We start from the raw sequence: 23,611 nt of genomic DNA, 5'->3' as shown, positions 1-23,611 counted from the left end.
AATCTTCTTTGGTCATTTCGTATAATTGCAGAATCGTTTTGACTTTACTCGCAGATTCTGCCGTATGGCTGTTCCTACTCTTTCCTCTAAGCCGCCCGGCGGCCCGACTCAACCGACCGAAGCTGGGTTACTAAGTTTACCCGTAATTGTGGCCGCATTAGGCTATTTCGTTGATATTTATGATTTGCTCCTTTTTGGGATTGTCCGCGTACCCAGCCTGAAAGATCTGGGCCTTACACCCGACCAGATCTCAACCGTTGGCGCCAGTATTCTGAACTGGCAAATGGGTGGATTACTGATTGGGGGCATCCTGTGGGGTATTTTAGGCGATAAGCGCGGGCGCTTATCGGTACTGTTCGGGTCAATTATTACCTACTCCATTGCCAATATTGCCTGTGGTTTTATCAAGAACGTCACGTTTATGGACCCGGTCACCTACTATGCTGTCATGCGCTTCGTTGCAGGCATCGGGCTGGCTGGTGAATTAGGCGCGGGTATTACGCTCGTGAGCGAAATTCTACCGAAAGAAAAACGCGCCATAGGCACGTCGCTCGTGGCTGGTATTGGCCTTTCGGGGGCTGTTGTCGCCTATTTTACGGTTAAATATTTCGATTGGCAAATGGCCTTCTTTGTCGGCGGGGGATTGGGTATTGGGTTGCTGTTGCTACGGGTTGGCGTTGTGGAATCAGGTATGTTCAAGGACGTAACCGAACAGAAGCACGTAAGCCGGGGTGATTTTCTGTCGTTTTTTACCAATGCCGACCGGCTGAGCCGCTATCTTAAATGCATAGGCATCGGATTGCCAACCTGGTTTGTAATAGGTGTTCTGGCTACATTCAGCAATGAGTTTGGCAAAGCGTTGGGCATTACCGAAGAGATTCAGCCAGGGTTGGCCATTATGTGGTGTTATGTTGGGCTGGCTATCGGCGATCTTGCCAGTGGTTTTATCAGCCAGGAGCTGGAATCACGCAAAAAAGCGGTGGCCTTACTGATGGGTATTGCCCTTATTTTCGGGCTTGTCTACCTGTTCCTTGGCATTAAAAGCGCAACCGTGCTGTATGGACTTTGTCTGGCAATGGGTTTCGGCATCGGCTATTGGGCTATGTTCGTGACCATTGGGGCCGAACAATTTGGCACGAACCTCCGTGCAACAGCTGCTACAACAGTTCCGAACATGGTGCGTGGTCTGGTCATTCCGATGACATTGACCTATCAGGCGCTCAAACCATCGCTGGATATTATCAATGCCGGAGCGGTTGTCGGGCTAATCAGTTTCATTCTTGGCTTTTACTCCATACTCACCATTCCGGAGACTCACGGTAAGGATCTGGATTATCTGGAGGAATAAATCTCGCTCGGCCGCCCGGCGGTTCAGCTACTAATTTATGCAAACTGTCTCTAGCGTACCTGCCCGAGTATCGTTCCGCCCCTTGTTTGCCTTGCCCGTCATTGTATCGGCCCTAGGCTTCTTTGTGGACGTCTACGATATGCTTATTTTTAGCATTGTGCGCGTACCAAGTCTACAATCATTGGGCCTCTCGGAGGTCGATGTATCAAAAGCCGGAACGTTTATTCTGAACTGCCAGCAGGCGGGTTTGGTGTTAGGTGGGTTTTTATGGGGTGTTCTGGGCGATAAACGCGGCCGGATGTCGGTACTGTTTGGCAGTATTCTTACCTACTCCCTGACCAACATAGCCTGCGGATTTGTGCAGGATGTGAATACCTATGCGTTACTGCGCTTCGTGGCCGGGGTTGGTCTATCGGGTGAGATCGGAGCTGCCATGGTACTGGTATCCGAAATTTTGCCGAAAGAAATTCGAAGCTACGGGTCGTCGATGGTAGCCGGAATTGGCTATCTGGGAGCGGGAGTAGCTTACCTGACGGTCGAATACTTCAACTGGCGAACCGCATTTTGGGTTGGCGGTGGCATGGGGCTGGTCTTACTGCTGCTACGGGTCAGCGTGTTTGAATCGGGTTTGTTCAGCCGTTTGAAAGTAGAGCACAAGAGCGTTAGTCGCGGTAATTTTCTTTATTTTTTTAGTAGCTGGCCCCAGCTAATCAAATACCTTCGATGCGTAGCTGTCGGTGTGCCAACGTGGTTTATAGTCGGTATTCTGGCTACGTTTGCCAATGAGTTTGGACAGGCACTCGACATTGCTGAAGGCGTTAAACCCGGTCGTTGCGTGATGCTGATTTATGTTGGTTTAGCCGGTGGTGATCTGCTGAGCGGCCCGATCAGTCAATGGTTACGATCAAGGCTCAAAGCCATTACGGGTCTACTGATTTTTAGTGCGCTCCTGAGCGGCATTTATCTCTTTGGCGGTATCCGTACGGCAAGCGGTATCTACACTGTTTGTCTATTGGCCGGTTTTTGTACGGGTTATATCGCCATGTTTTTAACGATGGTAGCTGAACTTTATGGCACCAACCTCCGCAACACGGCCACGACCTCGGTGCCGAGTGTTGTACGCGGAACATTGATTCCAATGACACTACTCTTTCAGGCGCTGAAACCATCCGTAGGTACATTAGTGGCTGCCGGATTGCTGGGCGTAATTGTTTATGGGCTGGCGTTCTGGTCACTAAGTCGAATGGAAGAAACGTTTGGGAAAGATCTGGACTTTGTAGAGTAGGACATTCCAGTCATGCATTGAGCCTCATTCCGATCTCCTGTCGGAATGAGGCTTTTTTTGACATGAGTGCCTGATCGATCTCCGCTATTCGGTCAGGAAAGGTTTTCTTAACCGCAAATTTCTGCCCTGAACCATTCATCATTTTCTTAAACCGTTGCTCACGAAGGCGAGCGGTTCGCGGCTTTATCCGCATCATTGGGTTGACAGCTAAAGGTTCTAAACAAAACAATTCAACACAATGAAAACCTCCATCAAATTCGTCGCAAGTGCATTAGCATTCGTTTTAAGTGTATCCGCATCATCGTTCGCACTGGGTCCAGGCGATCAACCCGAGCAAAAGGCATTTGCCATTGCGATGTTTCCTGCCAACGACGTATCTAAAGTCTGGCTTTGCCTGGAGAAATATAAAGTCGACGATAAAATCAGTGTCGAGCTACTCAATGAAAAAGGTCAGGTCATGTTCCGCGAAGCATTGCCTGCAAAAGGAGGCAAGAAAAATGGTTATCGCCAGCAATTTGATTTGAGTCAGGTTGGTGATGGTAAATACACCTTCCGTATTTCGGATGGTAACCAGACCGAAGAGCGCACATTCAAACTGACAACCCCAACCATAGAGCAGCAATTACCAACGCGGCTCATCTCAATGAATTAATTAGTACAGAGGAATTCACGCATAGAAGTTAGAAACATGAAAGGCATGGGGCATTGCTCCATGTCTTTTTTAGTTAAGAACTTACGACTTCTTTTATAACTTGCCAATGCTATTCCTGACTAGTATGCAATCGACAATTAGTACTTCCTCTTCGCCTGTTTCGCTTCGACCCTTATTTACGCTGCCGGTAATTGTTGCCGCGCTGGGCTATTTTGTGGATGTGTATGATCTGCTCCTGTTCAACATTGTTCGTGTACCCAGCCTGAAAGATCTGGGTCTTTCTGAAGCGGAAATTTCGCTCATTGGCGGACGAATTCTGAATTATCAGCAGGCCGGATTATTACTTGGTGGCATTCTATGGGGCATTCTGGGCGATAAACGCGGGCGATTATCGGTACTATTTGGCTCAATTATCACGTATTCACTGGCGAATCTGGCTTGTGGCTTTGTGCATGATCCACAAATTTATGCGTGGTTTCGGTTTGTGGCTGGCCTTGGTTTAGCTGGCGAGCTTGGCGCGGGCATTACACTGGTGAGCGAAATTCTTCCTAAAGAGCTTCGTGGCTACGGATCGTCTCTGGTGGCCAGTGTAGGGCTTTTAGGAGCTGTGGTTGCTTATTTTACCGTTACACTGTTTGACTGGCGTACGACCTATCTGGTCGGTGGCGGTTTGGGGTTAGGGCTTTTGGCATTACGCGTGAGTGTGCTCGAATCAGCTATGTTCAAGAAAGTACAGGGAACCAGCGTCTCGCGGGGTAATTTCTGGGCTTTGTTCCACGGGCGAGACCGTGTTCTGCGGTATTTCCGCTGTATGGGAATAGCTCTTCCAACATACCTTGTCATCGGCATTCTGGCCACTTTCAGCAATGAATTTGGGAAGGCGCTTGGCATTGACGAGGCTATTCAACCCGGCCGGTGCGTGATGTTTACCTACATTGGTACGGTTATTGGCGATCTGTCGAGTGGTATCCTGAGCCAGCGACTTCGATCTCGGAAGAAAGCCATCGGTCTGATGATGGGACTTACGGCGTTTTTTGTGTTCGTTTACTTATCCGGAGTAATTTCTTCCGCCAGTACGTTCTACGCGCTTTGCCTTTGCATGGGTTTTAGCATTGGCTACATTGCGATGTTTCTGACCATTACAGCCGAAAGTTTTGGTACCAACCTGCGCGCAACAGCCACGACCTCCGTTGCCAATAACGTTCGTGCGACCACATTGCTCAGTATTCCGGCATTTCAGGCCATGAAACCCTCTGTTGGTGTACTGGGCGCAGCGGCCATTGTGGCCCTGGTTTGCTTTGGGTTAGGTTTCTGGTCGCTGATAACCATGGAAGAAACGTTTGGGAAAGAATTGGATTATACCGAAGCCTAAAGCGTTTTATTCATAGTTGCATAACCTCTACTTATTGTATTGAAGGCCCGTTTGCCAAAAATGATCGGGTACTTAACAACCTCTTAACCAGCAGACACAGCAAATCTGTGTATCTTTGATGCATGAATCGGGACGATAATCGGAAGCGGCTGCAGGAGGAGACATTTGATATTTGCATCATCGGGGCCGGAGCCAGTGGGGCCGGGGCCGCTCTCGACGCTGCACTGCGCGGTTATCGGGTTGCCCTGATTGATCGCGGTGATATTGCCGGAGAAACATCGTCGCGTTCAACCAAACTCATTCATGGTGGGGTTCGGTATCTGGAACAGGCAATTAAAAAACTTGATCTGGCACAATTAAAACAGGTTCGGCATGGATTGGCCGAGCGCCGGACTGTAATCCGTAATGCCCCTCATTTAGCGCATCCTCTGGCTTTATTGACTCCCGTATTCAGTTGGTTCGAGGGTATGTATATGTCCATCGGGCTGGCACTTTATGCCTTTTTTGCCGGACACGACAGCTTTCCAAAAGGACGCTGGCTGAACAAGGCCGAGGCCCTCGATAAAATGCCGACGCTGACGCCCCAGATGCATAGCGCTGTTCTCTATTATGACGGCCAGTTTAACGATGCCCGTTACGCACTTGCGCTGGCTCATTCTGCCGACGAAGCGGGTGCCGCTGTCGTCAATTACTTTACGTTAACGGATTTTGTACGAGAAAATGGGCAACTAACACAGGCCATTGTGCAGGACCAGTTAACGGGCGAGACATTTCCGATCCGGGCAACGCTTTTTCTGAATTGCACCGGGCCTTTTTCTGATTCGATCCGTTTATTAGCTAATCCAGCCCTTGACCGGCGTATTCGGCCAAGCAAAGGCGTTCATATTGTGCTGCCTCGAGAAACCCTGCAGAGCGATTGTGCCATACTGATTCCGAAAACGGCCGACGGGCGCGTTGTGTTTGCCATTCCATTTGGCGACAAGGTCTTCGTTGGCACGACCGACAATGACTACACGGACCTGAAACATGAACCCGTACTTGAGGCCGTTGAGGTTGATTACCTGCTCGATACCTTACGCCCTTATCTGGCCAAAACGCCGGATAAAAACCAGGTTCAGGCTGGTTTTGGTGGAATCCGACCCTTGATTGTAAGTAGCCGGGCCGATACAAAAACGCTCCTGCGCGACCATGAAGTTGAGCATGATTCCGAATCGGGCCTGTTGAGTTTACTGGGTGGCAAGTGGACAACGTATCGACTGATGGCGCAGGATGCTATTGACCGTGTGGGCGAACTGCTGAATAAACCAGCGATTGGTACAACAGAACTTCATTACCTGGTTGGGGGCGAAACGTATCGCTTTGAGGATTGGCAGGTATTACAGAAACACTATAATCTCCCAACTGATGTTTGCCAGCATCTGATGCAAACCTATGGCGATCGGGCTGAACGTGTGGCTCAGCTTACTGCTGAACGCTCTGGTCTACGCGAGAAACTTGCCGAAAGTCAGCCCTTTATTCGAGCTGAGGTTGTTTATCAGGTGCAGCAGGAAATGGCCGTAACACTCCGCGATGTACTGGCCCGACGCTGGCGGCTCGAATTGTCGGACTGGCAGCTGACATCCCAAATAGCCCCTCTGGTTGCCGGTTTGATGGCTACCGAATTAGGCTGGAGTAGTCAGTATCAATCGGAACAGATCGAGACGTATCAGACTTTACTCCGTTCATTCAGAACGCAGGCCGGGTTAACGACTGAACGTGTAACAACTGCACGAGTATAAATATTCTATAGGTACAGTTCGTTCATTGGCGATTATCTGGCTTTTCATTATCCGTATGAACTGCCTATGGTCAAGCCAGGCAATGTGATAGCCCTCCCGATTACTAAAGGTTTCCGTTTCAGGGTAAAGCCTCTTCTCCAAAAATAATGGAGACATCAGTACATTGACTTTTCCGGCCTAGATTAGTTCAAACTACCCATCGGGCATAGCGTAGCCAGATTTCTATCGGATATTGCAACCAATAATGCAGTGAGTGGGTCAGTCCTTTACAACCCCCAAACTCATGAGAACTAATTTTATTGGATTCCTGCTGTCAATGACCCTTGTTTATGGATGCCAGATGGAACCTTCCGTTACGCCCGAGACTACAGGACCGGAACCCGAACCCTATCGAATCACCCGTGATAGCATCAAAAGCGGTAATTATTTAGGCATAGCCATTGACGAAGAAGCGGCAAGCGTATACCCTAAAATTCAGGCACTTCAGTCAACGAAAGGGGTTATTTACCTGAACATAGTCAATAACGTGTTTTCTGAGCTCACGACACTGAAGGAGAGACTGCCGTTGTATCAATATATTCTCCTGGATCAAAAACCAGGATCCGACTCCGGCGTACAAATTACTATTGAAGGGCAAGCAGTTAAGGGTATCTATCTAAACAGTGGCCAGCAACTTACTCAATGGCCTGAAAAACAAGCTGCCAATTCGTCGGTGCGGGTAGGTGATCCTGTTTCGTCTCTGTATGAAAAACTAGCCAGTATCAGGAGCTTAAAAGCGTATACGAACAAGTTTGAATACATTTCCTTGTTGACTAAAAATCTTTCTGCAGCTTACGATTCGGGCATGGATCAATCACCGCAATGGTATTTCGGTTATTCGACCGGTCCTGATCAAATGGATCAGATTCAGGTACATTTCGAAGGTGGTAAGGTCAGTAAACTATACATTGACCATTACGCTAAGTATTAATGAAACCAGAATATATACTGGTCAGATCTTTCTACATGAGTCTCTCCGGGGTTTCTTCGCTATATGAATCAGGCTGCTAAAGGAGTTCCAGGATGCCTATTTTACAGTCTAACTATACGGCACACCACTGAGCGAAAATCCTGACCACAGGAAGCTGTTAAAGTTTCATAAATGCCGGGCGCTGATCAAAAGATGCGCTGATTTATTGCCTTCTTGAACTGGAAATGATTTCACCAACTCAAGCGAGGAATACGGCTATGAAACAATTTATGTACTACCTGGCGATAGGTATACTACTTGTCTCCTGCAATAAGACAGAAGAATCAGAAAAATCTGTCAACTATGGCTCGAATAATGGAAAATACCTGACCATATACGGAACAAAAATTTATTATGAAGAATATGGTAACGGGGTACCCTTACTGCTGCTGCACCAGGGACTTGGATCGATTGAAAATCTAAGTGGCATTATTCCAGAATTAGCGAGACACTTCAGAGTAATAGCACCGGACGCCCCAGGACATGGCCGATCTGAGCAGGCCGACAGTTTGAGTGGGGACTTGTTAGCCGATTATTGCTCTGTACTTATTGATCAGCTTCACCTGGATAGCGCTTACGTAATGGGTTGGAGTACGGGTGGGAATACGGCTTTATTGCTTGCTGCCAATAGAGCTGATAAAATAAAGAAAGTTGTCAGCGGAGCTTCAAATACCAGATCAAGCGGGCTAACTGAGGAAGGAATTGCGTTGAAAAAGGAGTACACTGTAGAGGCCGTAAAAGAGGACAAAGACTGGCTTGAACATTATCAGAGCCTAAATCCTCAACCCGACAGGTGGATTAAGTTTTGGGAGGATAATCAAAAAATGTGGTCAAGAGAAATCAAAGTTTCCGACGACAAACTTTCCCGCATTGCCGTACCCGTATTGATTATACGCGGAGATCGCGACATGATAAAACTAGAGCATAGCATGAATATATTTCGATCGCTCAAAAAAGGGCAATTGTGTATTTACCCAAATATGGGACATGACATGCCCGAATTAAAAAGCGAGATGCTGTGTAAACTAGTACTGGATTTTTTTAAGGAGAATAAAGAAGAGAGTGGCCACTAAAAATAGTTTGGCAAAATAAGTCGTTCAGGCTAAAAAACGAGCTTTCAACTCAGGAGTGGGCAGCATGCAGGCATCCCGCCGACCGAACCAGCGATAACGATTCCGGGCAACGAAACGATAGACAGCATCCCGGATAGCCTTCGGTATAATGATGAACCCGTAGAGCAATGGCCATCCGCCCGACAACTGACGAGCCACGAGCAGAGCCGCTGTTGATTGCTCGTGAAAGCGACCATTTTCCCACAATACGAAAGAGTCAAACTGGTCCGTCGGGCGACCGATCTGGCGAAGTATATCCTGACCGGTTTGTGATTGTAGGGATGCGAACCGAAAATGTTTTTTTGAATCGTGATTGATCACGAACGTAACGGCCGCATTACAAAGGTTGCAAACGCCGTCGAAAAGCAGGGTCGGTTGAGACGAAGGGGTAGCCATAGTTTTCTAATAACACTAAATGGCCGTTGCCCGTTCTGGTTTACCGCTTAATGGGTTGATGCTGCATCAAATCGTTGATGATTTTTTCAACCGCCAATACGGGCATTTTTACGACCAGGTGCTGATGCCCTTTTCCCGCATCGTCCCAGCCATTGGAACCGTCGGCGTTTAGTGCCAATCGACCCGATTTTACTGTATAATAAGGTGCATAGCCTTTAATGCCAACCAGAACGGCGGTTTGATCCCAGCTCATACGGCCGCCTTTATCTTCCTTCGATTTGGGCAGGGAAATAACAAAAACGTCTTTTATAGGACTGTTTCGGATTCGGTTATTTTGCGTTAGCGGTAAACCACTATGAATCTGCTGGCCGATCTCGAAACCACTTAGCAACATGGGCGTTGGCCAGTTTTCGAAGACAATTTTTGAGGCTGGTGTATCTCTGAACACATTGTATTCCCGTCCGTTCGGAAACTTGCCCGCCATGCTAACGACCTTCTTCACTTTCTTCAATACCAATTCTTTTCCCGAAAGTTTGGAATACTGATCGGGTTTTGAATTGAGCAGATTAGCCAGATTAGTCAGAAAACCAACCGTAATAATGGTAACACTCCGGTCGGGCTGCTTAGCCAGAATCTGTCGGTAGAGCGCCACTGCATCCGGAACCTCATTGTTTGACCGAATGGCGTGAGGATAATGAGCGACCAGTGTATCAGACCAGTGCTGCGTGTCTTTATCGGTAACGGCATCACCTTTAGGTACGCCAATGGGAATGTTCGGCCGATGAAAATACGTATTCAGTACGCTCAATACCTGCGTCACTTTAGGGTACTTCGTGCTGGCAATCGTGGCCAGAATCCGGGCCTGACCACTATCGGCCAGGGCGTGAAGGATCGTAATGGCACCAACATCGTCGTAATCTGGCCCCATATCCGTATCAAAAATGACAGGTACTGCAGATTTTGGCACTGATTGTGCTTGAGTTTTACCGGTCGTCAGCATAAAAAGCAGTCCAACGAAAATAAGGTGCAGGCGGGCCATAGAGTAGTTCCTTTGCACACAGAAAGCATTCTTTTTTGCCAACTTACTTGACTCCTTCCATGATTTCGCTCAAATCACTCGCTGCTTCACCCGATGTACAACTTCGCAATCTCGGATGGGACTGGATGCTCGGGCAGGATACATTGCCTTATTTAGCCAACGAGGTAGTGCTGGTAACGCCTGCCGAAGCAGATGCGTATTATGAAGCGGCTAACGAACTATTCGAGATGTTCATTGCCGCCGGGCAGCATGTTATCGATCAGAACCGATTTGCTGAACTTGGCATTCCGGCTAATCTGGTGGAGCTGATAAAATTATCATGGGACGATGATCGGAACATTCATTTGTATGGTCGCTTTGACATAGCCGGTGGAATTGATGGCCAACCCATTAAACTGATCGAATTCAACGCCGATACCGCAACCTGTTTGCCCGAAACGGCGGTGGTGCAATATGCTCACCTTCGGGCCAATGGTTTTGACGAAAGCCATCAGTTCAATGCTGTTTTTGAAACGCTTACAGGCCAGTTTGAAGAGTTGCTGGCCTTGAATCCGGACCTGCAACCAACTTTGTTACTATCGGCCATGCGCGACTTCCCCGAAGACGATGCCAACGTCGCTCTGCTTGGCGAAGCCGCTCGTGAGGCTGGTTTTGAGGTTGAGTTCGATTTTATTGATAGCGTCGAATTTTCGGATGAGGAAGGTATTTTCTGGCAAAATCCGAAGAATGGTCAGTTCGAAAAGCTTGATTTCTGGTTTAAACTGATTCCCTGGGAAGCAATCGCCGAAGACGAACCCGAACTGGTAGAGATTTTGACAGAGCTGGTTCGTAAACGCCTGGCCTTGATCCTGAACCCTGCCTATACGCTACTCTTTCAATCGAAATACATTCTGAAAATTCTGTGGGAATTGTACCCAGATCATCCGCTGTTGCTGGAAGTAGATACAAAGCCACTGGTCAGTAAAGTATGCGTTGAGAAAGTATTGTTCGGGCGTGAGGGTGCCAATGTGCGCATTCTGAACACCGATGGCAGCGAACGGCAGGCCGTTGACGGTGACTACGGCGATTACCCCAAAATTTATCAGGAATACGTTGAGTTTCCGAAAGACTCCACCGGGCATAGTTATCAGGCCGGAGTTTTTTACGCTGGCGAAGCCTGTGGACTTGGATTCCGGCGCGGTGGTTTGATCTTAGACAATGGTGCAGGCTTTGTTGGGCATGTGGTCGAATAATAATAGCTGGATCGCTGCTGTATCATTGCTAAAAAAAGTGGCCTGCAATTTTGCAGGCCACGCTTCAGTCACGGTGGGGTAATAGCAAACCTAACCAACTTAATTACTTTCCTTCCTGGTCTTTTTGCGCTTTGTGCTGACGCCGACGTTCCAGCACTTTTGCGCGTTGCTCGGGTGTCATGGCGTTCAGGCGGGCCTGCATCTTGTCGTGGTGCGCCTGTTTAAAGGCTTTCCGCTCTTCAGGTGTCATCTGTGCGAGTTTCGCCTTTAGTTCTGCCCGTTTTGCTTTCCGTTCGTTAATAGTCAGCCTATGTTTAGTTGTTGATGCTTCTGGCCGACTTTGAGCATAAGCACCAATAGACAAAAACAGCGCTGCAACGGCCACTACTATTCCCTTTGCGTTCATCAGTTTTGTTGTTTTGTGCTACTTGGACGTGCTTTGTCAAGAAAGGTTTAATCCATATTCGTTCATTTATCGTTTATTGTTTATGCCGGAGAAATCGATACAATTCACCCGTCCCGCAGCAAAACCGCTTGATTAATGAATAACCTAATCCTTTACATCCAGGCATTTATTTACATCGCTGCTGGACTGAATCATTTTATAAACCCCAAAACCTATCTCAGCATAATGCCGCCTTATATTCCGGCGCATAGCATGCTGGTAATGTTGAGTGGTGTAGCTGAAGTGCTTTTGGGAATAGGATTACTGTTTCCGGCAACCCGTTCGCTATCGGCCTGGGGGTTGATTCTATTGCTCATTGCCGTCTTTCCGGCCAATGTATATATGGCTACTGCCAGCCGGTTTCGGAAATTTCCGGTTTGGTTGCGCTGGGCTCGATTGCCCATACAGGGCCTCCTGATCTGGTGGGCCTATCAATATACTTAAGCTACTGAAGTACTTGTAGCCATCCTTTACACTGGGTTCCGGCGGGGGTGGTGAGCAGGTAATAATAGACGCCATTTTCAACATTAGCACCCCAATCGTTCTGATAAGGTGACGCGTCAAACACCCGTCGGCCCCAACGGTTATAAATCACCATTTTCATGCCCGACAGGCCAATGTTGAAAACATCATTTTTTCCGTCGTTGTTGGGCGTGATAACATTTGGGATGTTATTCAGATTCTCGACGCTAATGGTCTTTGTCGCACTTAGAGAACAGCCATTACGCGATGCCGTGAGTGTAATCGTGTATTGCCCCGATTGATTGTACTGATAGTTTTCGGGTATAGGCGTTCGAACGGTGTCACCATTGCCCAACTGCCAGACATATCGGTCCGCATTCTTTGTATTATTGACGAATGTAAGCTGAGCCGCCTGGTTGCAGTCTTCGCCAACCTGGACCGTAAAATCCGGCCGAAATGACGCATCTGTGTTTACCGTTACACTTTTGCGAGTTACACAGCCAAATTCATTGGTCATGTCGACCGTGTAAGTCGTCGTTTGTTTTGGACTGGCAATTGGATTGGCAATGGTTGTACTGCTCAATCCATCGGCTGGTGACCAGGCATATTTTGTAGCTCCGCTGGCCCTCAGAAGGGCGCTGGCATCGGGGCAGATGGTTGTGTCGGGGCTGATCTGGAAATTGGCCGGATTGACCGTAATCAGTTGCTGGACAGAATCCACTCGCTGACACGTCAGCGGGTTATAGGCGCGAATCTTGACAAGGTATTGCCCGGCTTTGGTAAACACATAGCTCGTTTTGGCCGTATCGGTCGAGACGACCTGACCATCGATGAGCCATTGGTACTGTTTGCCACCAGAGCTTGTGTTCTGGAACGTGAGGGTAAGGGGTGTGCATCCTGTTATGACGCCTTTTTCCGTACCGCGATAGGTGTCAAAACCCGCCCGCAACCGGTCTACATCAAATTTGAACGCCAGGTTATTACAGTTGGTACTGTTGTTGGTTTTCGACCAGGCCTGGGCCGTTGCAGGGAAATTTGTACCGCCACAGGCGCAAACCGCATGGAAAATAACGCCCTGTTTATTGAAGCGTGATGTACCGCCATCGACATGGTCGCCCCGACCGATGGCCTCACTACCGACAAATGTGGCATAGAGCAGCGATTTGGCTCCTCGCTCCAGCAGTGCGACCCAAAAATTACTGCCATTCGTTGTTTTCTTATAGGCTTCTTTCGTAACCGGTAAGCCGGTCGTGTTGCTGCTTGTGTTGAAGCCGGTTCGTACGTTCACCACTCCGCCCCAGCCCGACAGGTAAATGTTGCCACATTCGTTGACCAGGAATGCTGTCGGGGCAATGTCGGGTGTTGACCGTCCCGACCCAATAACAGTAGAGAAAATGGTCTTTGCTAAATTCGGGTCAAGTGCATGAATAAACTGGCTGCTTCCCGCATTCTGGTAGGTACCCGTCGTGACAGGATATTTACCGCGTGTTGACCCAAAAACGTATGGATTACCGTCGGGATCAATATCCAGCAAGTAGGCAATGTCTTCGGCTTCGGTACCCAGATAGGTCATCCGGGCTATTTTCTGATTATCAAAGCGAGCGACGAATCCGTCGACATGGATTGTACTTTCCAGCTTCGATTTAAGGGCATCTGTGCTGGCGGGCATATCGAGGCTAGTGGTGACTCCACAAACATACAAGCTGCCCGATGCCGTTAATTTAAGGCTATGCGCTTTGTCATAACCGCTACCGCCCATTCGGGAACTCCAGCGAAGTTGCGATAAATCAGAACTTAATCTGAAAACGACCGCATCGGCCTGATTGCTCCCGGTTATGGGGAGGGCAGCGGCCGGAAAATCAGTAGATTCTGTTACGCTGGCCACATAAACGTCGTCGTCTGGACCGACAATTACTTCTCCCCGAAGATCATCGCCATAATTTCGAAAAGATATCCCATCACCATGAATGCCGGTGGTTAAACTGGCACCCACTCCATCTTTACTGGCTCCTCCAACGAATGTGCTGGCTTTTAGCTGCTTACCATCGGGACTGAGAATAGAAATAAACAGGTCGCTGCCATTATTAAACTCAATACTGGTCGTGGTCGCGAAGGAGTAGGAGGCCGGTGTACCCAGTTGGGTTTTGGTTTGATAAGCACCGGCTGTTACTGGAAAGTCGGTTGAGGAGGTGGAACCCATGATCACGAGATCTCCCCGGTTATTGACGATGAGGCTATGTGGCACTTCAGCCTGTTTGCCGCCAAGAAACGTGGCATAAAGCAGTTTGCTACCATCCGGGCTGAATTTCAGAACGGCTACATCGACTTCGCCACTGAACTTGGTTTGAAACGCCCCGGTTATGGCCGGGAAATCTGGCCCGAACACAATGCCGCCAGAGTAAAGATTACCGTCTGTATCGTAGGTAGCCGTCATGCCCCAGTTGTCGGAATAGGAACCGGAGTAGCTAGAGAAAACCAGTTCGGGGTCAATGGTCAGCGTTTGTGTTTTGTCGTACCCATTTGGAAATCGGAAACCTGCCTTTCGAACGGTAGTCGTAGGCTGGTCGGCGTCGAGTTGCCAGTGTGCAGCGACTTCGATGGCTCGACCGTTCTGACTGACATAGGAATAGGGACGACTTTCCGTAATCGACTGAAGGCTCGTTTCGACCACTAACTGCTCATTATCCATTCGTACGCGACTGGCACCTGAATAGGCCAGTCGAATGGCGGCTGGGTCGGCACCAGGGTGAACAATAAATTCGTATTTGAGCGTCTGGTAATAGGCATATAGACGCAGATCAATTCCCGGATAAAGGTCGTGGTAAAGCACCTCACTAAATGCTGAAACATGACCTACAGGATGCTTGCCTGTAAAATAATTGCGGATAGTAGGAGAGGAGTGACTGGTTTCAATCTGGCTTGCAGCATTGGCTCCCTCAAACCGAACTTCAACGGCATGCCCTGGAATCTGATCGCTCATGGGCTGCCCTGCCGTTGGGGTGTGATGGCTGGATAGGATTGCACCATCGTAGAAAACGTAATGCAGCGCATTGGCTTTCAGGTACAGATAACCGCCCGGAATTTCTGCCCGAAACCGTACCTCATCTGCCCATTGGCCACGGTTTTGCACAAAAGCAACCGGTTCTGCACAAAGACTTGTGGTAAACAGACTTATAAAAAGAAATAACGAGTAAAAACGCGGCATAGAGTAAGAGGTCAGCTACAGGTGAATAACGTGATTTTGTTCATAAAATGATAAGGCTATGATCACGTTTATGGCTTAAGTACTTCACTGGCAATTTAGTCAGAATGGTAGTAGAAAAGGAGCACTAAATAGTCACTTTATGAACGACTGCGATTTGGTATAATTCAAACGGTTAGCGAGTGATTTATAGGCCTTACTAAGGACCAGGCAGTCGGCTGGTTGCGTTGATCAAGCATGCTGAGCTGGCCGATAAACGGGCAAGGGTCAGGCGGTAAAGAGTAGGCGGATTACATCTGATTCTTATTGAGGTAATACTAATTAATTCCCATTCCTATGAACGGTTCACAAAACATATCCCGTAAGGATTTTCTTAAAACCAGTGCGCTGGCGATGGCCGCCGTTCTGACTCCCGGACTTGATGTATTTGCCAAGCCTGCCCAAACCGTTGGCTTACAACTATACACCCTGCGTGACTTACTGCCGAAAGACGTTGAAGGCACGCTGAAAAAAGTAGCTGAGATTGGCTATAAAGAAGTTGAGCTATTTGGCTATTCGGATGGTAAGTTTTTCGGGAAAACACCCGCTCAGTTTTCGGCGTTACTGAAGAGTCTGGGTTTGTCGGCTCCGAGCGGTCACTATACTACCGGAAACACCATGCCCAACGCGAAGGGCACGCTGAAAAAGGACTGGAAGCGGGCTGTCGACGATGCGGCTACACTTGGCCAGAAATACATGGTATGTGCGTATCTGTTTCCGGAAGAACGCAAAATGGATGACTACAAACGCCATGTCGATCTGTTCAACAAATCGGCGGAGCTTTGTAAAGCCGCCGGCATTCAATTTGCTTACCATAACCACGATTTTGAATTTAAGCCCATGGGCGGTCAACTGCCCTACGATCTTATCCTGAAAGGCACTGATCCGAATCTGGTGAAGATGGAGCTTGATCTTTATTGGGCCAGCTTCGCAGGGCAGGACCCCGTTGCCCTGTTCAAGAAACATCCTGGCCGTTTCCCGCTCTGGCACATAAAAGATATGGCCAAAACAAAAGAGCGTGAATTTGCGGAGGTAGGCTTAGGGTCGATCAATTTCCAGCGTATTTTCGACGCGAAGAAAACAGCAGGATTGACTCACTATTTCGTAGAGCAGGATATCTGCAAGCGCCCCCCATTGGAATCCATTGCCATCAGTTATCGGAATCTGACCAAAATTAGTGTTTAGAAAAACGAACTAAACGCGACTTCAGCCCACAAACCAATAACAGGCTTGTGGGCTGGGGTTGTATGACTCTAAATGAAACGAAGAAATTTTGTGGCCTCATCGCTACTGGCCGTTCCTGCGCTGGCGAATTCTGAAAGCAACAAGCCTGATGCACAGAAAGCCGTATATGAATGGCGAACCTATGAGCCCAAGTACGGCTCTCCGCAATCGACTATTGAAAATTACTTAAAAGATGCACTGATTCCGGCGCTAAACCGGCAAGGTGTTAAGAATGTAGGGGCTTTTCGGGAGATGGGTAAATCGGACCCGGCCAAACTACACGTTTTGATTCCCTACCCATCCTGGGATGCATACATTACGGCGGCCAGCAAGCTGACCAGCGATCAGGCATTTGGGCAGGCCAGTCAGGCTTATATAAGCCTGCCGCCCGAAAAAGCGCCTTTTGGTCGCTATAGCACGTCATTGATGAGCGCGTTTGATGGATTACCACAACTGATTGTACCCGAAAAACAACCCAGAATTTTCGAACTGCGTACCTACGAAGGCTATATCGAAGATGCTGTTCGGCGGAAGATAAAAATGTTTAATGTGGATGAGATCAAGATCTTTAACAAAACGAAACTATACCCGGTATTTTTTGGGGAGGTTGTGGCGGGTGAGCACATGCCTTGCCTAACTTATATGCTAACATTTAAGGATATGGCAGAACGTGACGCTAACTGGAAACAATTTAGCGCCGATCCTGATTGGAAAACTACTGCTCAGGCGCCGGAATATGCCAACACAGTATCAAACATTATCCGGATTTTTCTGGAGCCGACCAACTATTCTCAAATTTAGTTTTTAGAACTTTGGCTGTTGATCGCAGGAAAGTAACTTGTACTTTATCTAAAGTCCGCTATCCTGCGATCAACAGCCAATGTCTTTTATTTCGAAGATAAACCACCCCATGATTCGACCTGTTTTTGTATTTGTGGTCTTGCTTTGCCTGACCATAGTAACAGCCTGGAGCGCACCTGGTGACACACACATCGTTATCGAAACCCGCCGAACCGCTCTGGTCATTCGGGTGGACAAAGACCAGAATCCGACTATTGTCCACCTCGGTCAACGGCTTGATCGCACCGACGAGTACGCGCGCATTCCGGGAAATGGCAAACGTGGGGAAGATTATACGGGCATTTACAATTCCGTTTACACGCCTGCCGGGGGGCGAAATCTATTGGAGCCAGCCATTCAGGTGACCCATGCCGACGGGAATCCATCACTTGACCTGCGCTATGTGCGGCATGAACGTAAGTCCGCAGAGGAAGGCACTGTGCTGACAGCGGTTTATCTGAAAGACCCTCAATATCCGTTTGAGGTGACGCTGTACTATAAAGCTTATCAGAACGAAGATGTTATCGAGCAGTGGTCTACGATCCGACATACCGAAAAAAAGAACGTTACGCTGTATAAATACGCATCAGCGAACCTGTACATTCCGGCAGAGAATTATTACCTGACGCATTTCCACGGCGACTGGGCTAACGAAATGAATCCAACCGAAGAACTGCTTTCGGAAGGCATCAAAATGCTGGATACAAAATTAGGAACGCGGGCAGATCTGTTTCAACCGCCCTCGTTTATGGTCGCACTGAATCAGCCCGCCGAAGAAGATAAAGGCGAAGTGATGGCCGGAACGCTGGCCTGGTCGGGTAACTACCAGATTGCATTTGAGGTCGATCCGCTGCATAACTTGCGGCTTACGGCCGGGATTAATCCGTATGCATCGGCCTATTCGCTGACACCAGGAAAGGAGTTTACGACACCGGCGTTTCTATTCACGTATTCAAATTCAGGCAAAGGGACCGCCAGCCGGAATCTGCACCGTTGGGCGCGTAAGTTCCGTATTCCGCAGGGGCAGGGTAATCGCCTGACGTTGCTCAACAACTGGGAAGCCACCTATTTCGATTTTAATGAAGAAAAGTTGACAGCGCTTTTTAAGGATGGCAAGAAACTAGGTGTCGATCTGTTTTTGCTCGATGACGGTTGGTTTGGCAACAAATACCCGCGTAACGACGATCGTGCTGGTTTGGGCGACTGGCAGGAAAATATAAAAAAACTGCCGCATGGTTTGGGCCATCTGGTCAAAGAAGCCGAGGGCGCGGGAATTAAATTCGGTATCTGGCTGGAGCCAGAAATGGTGAGCCCCAAGAGCGAACTTTACGAAAAACATCCCGACTGGGTGCTGAAGCTCCCAAACCGTCAGGAATATTATTTTAGAAATCAACTGGTACTCGATCTGACTAATCCCAAAGTTCAGGAGTTCGTCTACGGTATTGTCGATGATGTGGTGACGAAAAATCCAACGTTAAGCTATATCAAATGGGATTGTAATGCCGTCATTTATAACGCATTTTCGGCAACTAATCCCAATCCATCACACCTATATGTAGACTATGTGCAAGGCTTGTATAAGGTGATGGAGCGGCTACGCACGAAATATCCGACCTTACCTATGATGCTTTGTTCGGGGGGCGGGGGACGTGTCGATTACGGCGCTTTACGGTACTTTACCGAGTTCTGGCCGAGCGACAATACCGACGGTCTGGAGCGGGTGTTCATCCAATGGAATTATTCCTATTTCTTCCCGGCTATTGCTACCTGTAACCACGTTACTGATTGGGGAAAACAGCCAATCAAGTTTCGGACGGATGTGGCCATGATGGGCAAAGTCGGCTACGACATCGTTGTCAGTAAGTTAGATGAGAAAGAATTGGAATTCAGCCAGCAGGCGCTGAAAACGTACGAGCAGATCAAGACAGTTGTGTGGCAGGGCGATTTATTTAGATTGTCATCGCCGTATACCAGTGACATAGCATCGTTGATGTATGTGAGCGAATCCAGGGATCGGGCTGTGTGGTTTTCGTATTTAACCAAAAATCGCTACAAGGCTGGTAGCACCGCACCCATTCGCCTGAAAGGGCTCGACCCGGCCAAAAACTATTCGGTTCGGGAATTGAATGTATATCCGGGAACAAAATCAGCGATTAATACTGAAACCACTGTTTATTCCGGAAACTACCTGATGACCATTGGCTTTAATCCCAACGTCGATACGCGCCGAACCAGTGTTGTACTCGAATTGGCAGAAAGTAAATAAAACAACACTCGACTTGTCTTTTCGAGTTGTGGAACCAGGAATGTTTTGTGGATAATCAGGGGCTATTTCGAAGGCACGGGTTACTTGCTTTCGAAATAGCTCTTGCCTGGCTTTTTGCCGGATAAACGTGGCAGATTCAAACGCACAGGTATGCGATAACGTTGCCGAACTTGTTGCGTGTACTCTTCCAACATCTTATAGAAGTTTTCTTCACTACTAGATTCGTCGTCATGTAGTGGTTGCGAGCGTTCGATCATGAGATAATGAACTATACGTCATTAATTTTGACGCAATATAGGAAAAACTAACTAGTTGTAAACGAATTTACTAGTTAATTAAGCGAAAGACTTTCCAGGTCAATTACTTCCAGTAGCCTTGAGTACTGCTTTTGGGTTCTTTTTTTTAGAACGAGTGCTTCCGACCAGTACCGTTGCAACTCTTGAATACTGGAAACCAACTCAATATAACTTTGCGATTTGCTCAGGTAGCTACTTGACCCTAATTCATAGCACAGATCTATATGCTCTTTATGGAGCGTTGCTGACAGAATCGAAACAGGTATTAAGCTAAAATCGTCGTTTTGCTTTAAAAAATGAAGAAGTTCAAAACCACTAAAGACAGGCATAGCCAAATCCAGAATAATCATATCTGGTAGTCTACCGTCTAATTGATGCGTTAAATGGGTTAAGAGCGCTGCTCCATTGTCAAATAACCGCAAGTCGCATTCCTTAAAATGATCAGTAAAAATATGCTCTAACAAGTAGCGATCGTCTTCGTCATCGTCTACAGCATAGATTAACGGACTAAAAAAATCAGGCATTCCGTCTGAATAATTGGTTGTATATTTTACGAAAAACATACGCAATGTAACTACGTATTACAGATTAACAAATAGATTTTGCATTATATATTGCCCACTCATGAGAAAAATTATAATTATTCTTCTGTTTGGATAATGTATATAACTACTTCTCATATAAATGAATATATACTGGAAATTGCCTGTTTAGATGGTCAATCCCTAGCTGCAAGTTTGATATAAGTCTAGAGAATAAATAGAATATTATCGGTTTCCGGCAATCTAACTATACCGCCAATCTCGTACATAAGGAGACAGCAAAACAATCTTTTAATGACTTTCTTTTTTGAACAGGCAACGGTCATTTCTACCGAATTGCTTGATTGTCTTCCTATACGACTATACGCTCGTAATGATAGTCGCCAATTATGTTCTCCAGCTGATATCGTTTGTTTAGAAGCTGAAAAGAATTATTGCTGGGTGTGTTTAAAAGATGGGCAGCGGTTATTAACAACCAAGACATTAAAGCACCATCATAGCCAGTTGCCAGCCAATTGGTTTGTCCGTCTTCATCGAAATTGTGTAGTAAACCGGCAATTTATTGAAAAAATAGAATTGGCCGATGGTAGCTATCGGGTTGATGTAACGACCGGCGAGTCATTTCCTGTTTCGCGTCGTCGATGGAGGGAAATTCGCCGTCAATTATTGGGTAATCAAGCTATAAAAAGTCGTTCGATTATGGCTTCTTTTCGCTAATAAAATTCGGGTAAATCGATCAGCTACAGTTTTATGTTATGCCTATTCTGGCCAGACCTTAAATTAATTTTTAATTAATATCCTATTTATTAGTAAAATAATCAAACATTTGCCTTTGTTATATTGATAAATAAAGCATGGGTACTGTGATGAAACCAACCTTAGGCAATGTAATCCGGCTGTGGTTTGGGGCTGATACGCCTATTCGACACCACAAAATTAAATTGAATCCTGATTTATGGGCTGCTTGCCAGCGCGTTAGCCAGGACTTTAAGGCTCCATCGGGGGCTTTATCGAAAGATCATTATCGTAAATCTGACAAGACTTCCTTTGCCAGGGCAGTGCTGGATACGATAGAGCAGGATAAAGTACATGATGAAGCGATGCATAGCACATATTATTGAAATCGTCAGATGACTTAATTAAAACCGCTGCTTCTCAATTATGCCCACCTATTCTAGACTAGTCGATAGATAGGTGTGTCGATTCGCGTGAGTTATGGCTAAGATAGCTCCGTTCATAACAGGTATTTATCGTGTAAATAGCCTGATACTCTCCCTCATGCCCATAGGGTTATAACATGAGATGTGTTATAACCCTATGGGTACGTTTGGTATTTTGGTACACCAACAGAGTAAACTTATTTAGTGACTAAAAGCTCAATAAGTTAATTGATTTTTAGCTTGAACGAACCATTCGATAATGTTATCGTGTCCGTCTTACCCTGCTTACTATAACCATTTCCTTCTGGATCAATGGATGAGTCGTAACCGGTTGTTTTCGTAATGGCCTTATCTTCCATTTTGTTAATAAGGCGTCCTACACCCCCAAAAACCGTAGCCGTTGCTTTTTCCTTCCAATACGTGCCAGCCAGCGAACAGTTGAACGTTGCTTCCAGAAAGCCATCAGCTCCCATTTTGACCGTTATTGTTTCGTCGCCATTTTGAGATTTTCCCACGTGATATTCCATCCGGGGCTCCCGTGTTTCTTCTACATACTTGACAGCGGCAATGCCTTTGTAAGTACCAAGTTCCTGAATTTTTTTCTTGTTTTCCTTCGTATCCGGCTTATCGGCATCGACAATCAGGTAGGTGCCTGTCTCGATAATATCTTTATTTTCGTAACTGCCGAGCCATATTCTCACTGATTTATCGGGTTTAGTACTGTTGGCAGTTACCCACCAGTAATTGCCAATGCGTATTCGCCGGGGCTGAGTTTTATAGGGTTTCCCATCGATTTGTACTTCGAACGAATTGTCGTTCGCAATCTGGGCATAGCTTGTTGCTGCAAGTGTTGTCAGCAGAAACAAAGAAAACAATGCTTTCATATTCGTTAATGGTTTAGTTGAAAAATCTATGTAAATGACATGCTTGGTTAGAAATGTACTGGATTATTGTTGGTAATCCTTCTGTTACACCAGCACCTTTTATTGAAAGGTTTTTCGGGATACATGACTACGCAAAAGTCGAATAAATAGCACAAATAGTAAATTACCTATGCTGTCAAACGCAATTTTTGTAGCGTGAATCAGCCGAAAAAACGTTTAGACCGTCAGCTCTTTATTTTTGGCGTGTAGAAACAGTTGCTCGAGTTCAGACGGAATAAGTTGATCGTGAGTAACGTTCTTATAATAACCTTCTCGTCGTCATTCAGACCACCATGAAATATGTCATTGAGGCAATGCTCATCATCTTATTTGTGGTTGTTCCTTTGCTGGCTACGGCTTGTCTGACATTGCGTCGTGGCTAACCGTGGGGAAATCGGAGTATGCACTGACTATCTGCTACCCGCTGTATTGTTTATTGTTGCTTCTTGTCCTGAATATGTGGGTGAAGCGGCATAACCAGTGGTAAGTTCGTCTTACGTTGACCGAAAAATCATTTCGTCAACCAAATGTGGATATCGCCGTTATAAGCAGTAATTATATTCGTTATTAGTCGCGTGTGCCTGTTAACTCTGTTGGTGGGTTTGAGAGAGTGACTGCTACCAAAAAGCATTTGATGCTAGGCAGTCGTTAACTTCTACCCTGTATGTATTGTGAAACGTTTATTTGAACTCTTGAGTCTTCTATTATTAGTTGTAGTACCCTCGGTAGTCTTTTGCAGGTTTGAGGTTTTTGAGTTGATGCAGACCAGCCGTTGGTGGCGATTACTTGTAATTTGTTATCCTATTTTATGCTTCGACTTATTAGCCATCCTGTATCTATGGTTAAAGGATAGAAGGCGCTAAATAGTCTCCCTTTACAGTCCGTTTTTCTTTACCTTCTCTTCGCTGGTTGCGGCATTAACCATATCCGTTCAATTAATTCGGCCTATGCCAGTTGGTCAAATTAGCCTATGTGCTCGCTAAACTAAA

Annotated in this window: 21 protein-coding genes; 14 read left to right on the top strand and 7 right to left on the bottom strand. The window is 46.9% G+C overall.

Annotation, left to right across the window (positions count from 1 at the left end; all coding sequences use genetic code 11):
- Positions 1-64: 64 nt before the first annotated feature.
- Both G8759_RS33430 and G8759_RS33425 read left to right on the top strand, forming a co-directional pair.
- Positions 65-1,348 (top strand): MFS transporter, encoded by a 1,284-nt coding sequence (locus G8759_RS33430; RefSeq protein WP_167217810.1) that lies wholly within the window; start codon positions 65-67, stop codon positions 1,346-1,348.
- A 37-nt stretch (positions 1,349-1,385) separates the two neighbouring features.
- Positions 1,386-2,633, top strand: coding sequence for an MFS transporter (locus G8759_RS33425; protein ID WP_167217808.1), 1,248 nt, complete (start codon positions 1,386-1,388; stop codon positions 2,631-2,633).
- A gap of 10 nt (positions 2,634-2,643) precedes the next feature.
- Here G8759_RS33425 and G8759_RS33420 read toward each other — a convergent pair whose 3' ends face one another.
- Positions 2,644-2,829 carry a hypothetical protein gene (locus tag G8759_RS33420; RefSeq protein WP_167217806.1) on the bottom strand — a complete coding sequence of 62 codons (186 nt, stop codon included), beginning with the start codon at positions 2,827-2,829 and terminating at the stop codon, positions 2,644-2,646.
- A 42-nt stretch (positions 2,830-2,871) separates the two neighbouring features.
- Between G8759_RS33420 and G8759_RS33415 the strand changes: the two genes are divergently transcribed.
- From G8759_RS33415 to G8759_RS33395, 5 genes are all read left to right on the top strand, one after another.
- Positions 2,872-3,285 carry a hypothetical protein gene (locus G8759_RS33415; protein WP_167217804.1) on the top strand — a complete coding sequence of 138 codons (414 nt, stop codon included), beginning with the start codon at positions 2,872-2,874 and terminating at the stop codon, positions 3,283-3,285.
- Between the two features lie 124 nt (positions 3,286-3,409).
- Positions 3,410-4,657, top strand: a complete 1,248-nt coding sequence (locus G8759_RS33410) for an MFS transporter (RefSeq protein ID WP_167217802.1) — start codon at positions 3,410-3,412, stop codon at positions 4,655-4,657.
- Positions 4,658-4,779: 122 nt separating this feature from the next.
- The gene (locus G8759_RS33405) at positions 4,780-6,435 is read left to right on the top strand and encodes a glycerol-3-phosphate dehydrogenase/oxidase (protein ID WP_167217800.1); all 1,656 of its coding nucleotides are present in this window, start codon (positions 4,780-4,782) and stop codon (positions 6,433-6,435) included.
- Positions 6,436-6,718: 283 nt separating this feature from the next.
- The gene (locus tag G8759_RS33400; RefSeq protein ID WP_167217798.1) at positions 6,719-7,405 is read left to right on the top strand and encodes a hypothetical protein; all 687 of its coding nucleotides are present in this window, start codon (positions 6,719-6,721) and stop codon (positions 7,403-7,405) included.
- A 257-nt stretch (positions 7,406-7,662) separates the two neighbouring features.
- Positions 7,663-8,517: an alpha/beta fold hydrolase gene (locus G8759_RS33395; RefSeq protein ID WP_167217796.1), complete on the top strand. Its 855-nt coding sequence runs from the start codon at positions 7,663-7,665 to the stop codon at positions 8,515-8,517.
- A gap of 24 nt (positions 8,518-8,541) precedes the next feature.
- Here G8759_RS33395 and G8759_RS33390 read toward each other — a convergent pair whose 3' ends face one another.
- Complete coding sequence (locus tag G8759_RS33390) at positions 8,542-8,952, bottom strand: thiol-disulfide oxidoreductase DCC family protein (RefSeq protein ID WP_167217794.1); 411 nt, start codon at positions 8,950-8,952, stop codon at positions 8,542-8,544.
- A gap of 40 nt (positions 8,953-8,992) precedes the next feature.
- On the bottom strand, positions 8,993-9,952 hold the full coding sequence (locus G8759_RS33385; protein WP_394353337.1) for a nucleoside hydrolase: 960 nt from the start codon (positions 9,950-9,952) through the stop codon (positions 8,993-8,995).
- Positions 9,953-10,050: 98 nt separating this feature from the next.
- Between G8759_RS33385 and G8759_RS33380 the strand changes: the two genes are divergently transcribed.
- Positions 10,051-11,223 (top strand): glutathionylspermidine synthase family protein, encoded by a 1,173-nt coding sequence (locus tag G8759_RS33380; protein WP_167217790.1) that lies wholly within the window; start codon positions 10,051-10,053, stop codon positions 11,221-11,223.
- 103 nt (positions 11,224-11,326) lie between these two features.
- Here the strand turns inward: G8759_RS33380 and G8759_RS33375 are convergent, their stop codons facing one another.
- Positions 11,327-11,629, bottom strand: coding sequence for a hypothetical protein (locus G8759_RS33375; RefSeq protein ID WP_167217788.1), 303 nt, complete (start codon positions 11,627-11,629; stop codon positions 11,327-11,329).
- Between the two features lie 135 nt (positions 11,630-11,764).
- Here G8759_RS33375 and G8759_RS33370 point away from each other — a divergent pair, with 135 nt between their 5' ends.
- The gene (locus G8759_RS33370; RefSeq protein WP_167217786.1) at positions 11,765-12,112 is read left to right on the top strand and encodes a DoxX family protein; all 348 of its coding nucleotides are present in this window, start codon (positions 11,765-11,767) and stop codon (positions 12,110-12,112) included.
- 1 nt (position 12,113) lies between these two features.
- Here G8759_RS33370 and G8759_RS33365 read toward each other — a convergent pair whose 3' ends face one another.
- Positions 12,114-15,335, bottom strand: a complete 3,222-nt coding sequence (locus G8759_RS33365) for a gliding motility-associated C-terminal domain-containing protein (RefSeq protein ID WP_167217784.1) — start codon at positions 15,333-15,335, stop codon at positions 12,114-12,116.
- Between the two features lie 333 nt (positions 15,336-15,668).
- On the opposite strand from G8759_RS33365, the gene G8759_RS33360 reads away from it, so the two are divergent.
- The 3 genes from G8759_RS33360 to G8759_RS33350 all read left to right on the top strand — a co-directional run bounded on the left by G8759_RS33360 (position 15,669) and on the right by G8759_RS33350 (position 19,701).
- Positions 15,669-16,556, top strand: coding sequence for a TIM barrel protein (locus G8759_RS33360; RefSeq protein WP_167217782.1), 888 nt, complete (start codon positions 15,669-15,671; stop codon positions 16,554-16,556).
- 72 nt (positions 16,557-16,628) lie between these two features.
- Positions 16,629-17,396 (top strand): NIPSNAP family protein, encoded by a 768-nt coding sequence (locus tag G8759_RS33355; RefSeq protein ID WP_167217780.1) that lies wholly within the window; start codon positions 16,629-16,631, stop codon positions 17,394-17,396.
- Positions 17,397-17,505: 109 nt separating this feature from the next.
- Complete coding sequence (locus G8759_RS33350) at positions 17,506-19,701, top strand: alpha-galactosidase (protein WP_167217778.1); 2,196 nt, start codon at positions 17,506-17,508, stop codon at positions 19,699-19,701.
- A 331-nt stretch (positions 19,702-20,032) separates the two neighbouring features.
- Here G8759_RS33350 and G8759_RS33345 read toward each other — a convergent pair whose 3' ends face one another.
- Positions 20,033-20,521 (bottom strand): response regulator, encoded by a 489-nt coding sequence (locus G8759_RS33345; RefSeq protein WP_167217776.1) that lies wholly within the window; start codon positions 20,519-20,521, stop codon positions 20,033-20,035.
- A gap of 312 nt (positions 20,522-20,833) precedes the next feature.
- On the opposite strand from G8759_RS33345, the gene G8759_RS33340 reads away from it, so the two are divergent.
- Positions 20,834-21,256: a LytTR family DNA-binding domain-containing protein gene (locus G8759_RS33340; protein WP_167217774.1), complete on the top strand. Its 423-nt coding sequence runs from the start codon at positions 20,834-20,836 to the stop codon at positions 21,254-21,256.
- A 149-nt stretch (positions 21,257-21,405) separates the two neighbouring features.
- The gene (locus G8759_RS33335) at positions 21,406-21,660 is read left to right on the top strand and encodes a hypothetical protein (protein WP_232074048.1); all 255 of its coding nucleotides are present in this window, start codon (positions 21,406-21,408) and stop codon (positions 21,658-21,660) included.
- Between the two features lie 263 nt (positions 21,661-21,923).
- On the opposite strand, the gene G8759_RS33330 is transcribed toward G8759_RS33335, so the two are convergent.
- Positions 21,924-22,583: a hypothetical protein gene (locus G8759_RS33330; protein WP_167217772.1), complete on the bottom strand. Its 660-nt coding sequence runs from the start codon at positions 22,581-22,583 to the stop codon at positions 21,924-21,926.
- Positions 22,584-23,611 lie beyond the last annotated feature (1,028 nt).

It is taken from the genome of Spirosoma aureum (genome assembly GCF_011604685.1).
In the GTDB taxonomy this organism is placed as follows: Bacteria; Bacteroidota; Bacteroidia; order Cytophagales; family Spirosomataceae; genus Spirosoma; species Spirosoma aureum.
The sequence above is the reverse complement of the archived record's forward strand: the minus strand, read 5'-3'. Positions and strand labels throughout refer to the sequence as shown.

What these genes read in the sequence shown, in the direction of transcription:
- G8759_RS33380 (WP_167217790.1), top strand. Translation starts at nt 10,051, where the DNA reads ATGATTTCGCTCAAATCACTCGCTGCTTCACCCGATGTACAACTTCGC.
- G8759_RS33390 (WP_167217794.1), bottom strand. Translation starts at nt 8,952, where the DNA reads ATGGCTACCCCTTCGTCTCAACCGACCCTGCTTTTCGACGGCGTTTGC.
- G8759_RS33335 (WP_232074048.1), top strand. Translation starts at nt 21,406, where the DNA reads ATGAAACCAACCTTAGGCAATGTAATCCGGCTGTGGTTTGGGGCTGAT.
- G8759_RS33395 (WP_167217796.1), top strand. Translation starts at nt 7,663, where the DNA reads ATGAAACAATTTATGTACTACCTGGCGATAGGTATACTACTTGTCTCC.
- G8759_RS33350 (WP_167217778.1), top strand. Translation starts at nt 17,506, where the DNA reads ATGATTCGACCTGTTTTTGTATTTGTGGTCTTGCTTTGCCTGACCATA.
- G8759_RS33400 (WP_167217798.1), top strand. Translation starts at nt 6,719, where the DNA reads ATGAGAACTAATTTTATTGGATTCCTGCTGTCAATGACCCTTGTTTAT.
- G8759_RS33415 (WP_167217804.1), top strand. Translation starts at nt 2,872, where the DNA reads ATGAAAACCTCCATCAAATTCGTCGCAAGTGCATTAGCATTCGTTTTA.
- G8759_RS33340 (WP_167217774.1), top strand. Translation starts at nt 20,834, where the DNA reads ATGACTTTCTTTTTTGAACAGGCAACGGTCATTTCTACCGAATTGCTT.
- G8759_RS33365 (WP_167217784.1), bottom strand. Translation starts at nt 15,335, where the DNA reads ATGCCGCGTTTTTACTCGTTATTTCTTTTTATAAGTCTGTTTACCACA.
- G8759_RS33420 (WP_167217806.1), bottom strand. Translation starts at nt 2,829, where the DNA reads ATGATGCGGATAAAGCCGCGAACCGCTCGCCTTCGTGAGCAACGGTTT.
- G8759_RS33430 (WP_167217810.1), top strand. Translation starts at nt 65, where the DNA reads ATGGCTGTTCCTACTCTTTCCTCTAAGCCGCCCGGCGGCCCGACTCAA.
- G8759_RS33370 (WP_167217786.1), top strand. Translation starts at nt 11,765, where the DNA reads ATGAATAACCTAATCCTTTACATCCAGGCATTTATTTACATCGCTGCT.
- G8759_RS33355 (WP_167217780.1), top strand. Translation starts at nt 16,629, where the DNA reads ATGAAACGAAGAAATTTTGTGGCCTCATCGCTACTGGCCGTTCCTGCG.
- G8759_RS33410 (WP_167217802.1), top strand. Translation starts at nt 3,410, where the DNA reads ATGCAATCGACAATTAGTACTTCCTCTTCGCCTGTTTCGCTTCGACCC.
- G8759_RS33345 (WP_167217776.1), bottom strand. Translation starts at nt 20,521, where the DNA reads ATGCCTGATTTTTTTAGTCCGTTAATCTATGCTGTAGACGATGACGAA.
- G8759_RS33385 (WP_394353337.1), bottom strand. Translation starts at nt 9,952, where the DNA reads ATGCTGACGACCGGTAAAACTCAAGCACAATCAGTGCCAAAATCTGCA.
- G8759_RS33375 (WP_167217788.1), bottom strand. Translation starts at nt 11,629, where the DNA reads ATGAACGCAAAGGGAATAGTAGTGGCCGTTGCAGCGCTGTTTTTGTCT.
- G8759_RS33360 (WP_167217782.1), top strand. Translation starts at nt 15,669, where the DNA reads ATGAACGGTTCACAAAACATATCCCGTAAGGATTTTCTTAAAACCAGT.
- G8759_RS33330 (WP_167217772.1), bottom strand. Translation starts at nt 22,583, where the DNA reads ATGAAAGCATTGTTTTCTTTGTTTCTGCTGACAACACTTGCAGCAACA.
- G8759_RS33425 (WP_167217808.1), top strand. Translation starts at nt 1,386, where the DNA reads ATGCAAACTGTCTCTAGCGTACCTGCCCGAGTATCGTTCCGCCCCTTG.
- G8759_RS33405 (WP_167217800.1), top strand. Translation starts at nt 4,780, where the DNA reads ATGAATCGGGACGATAATCGGAAGCGGCTGCAGGAGGAGACATTTGAT.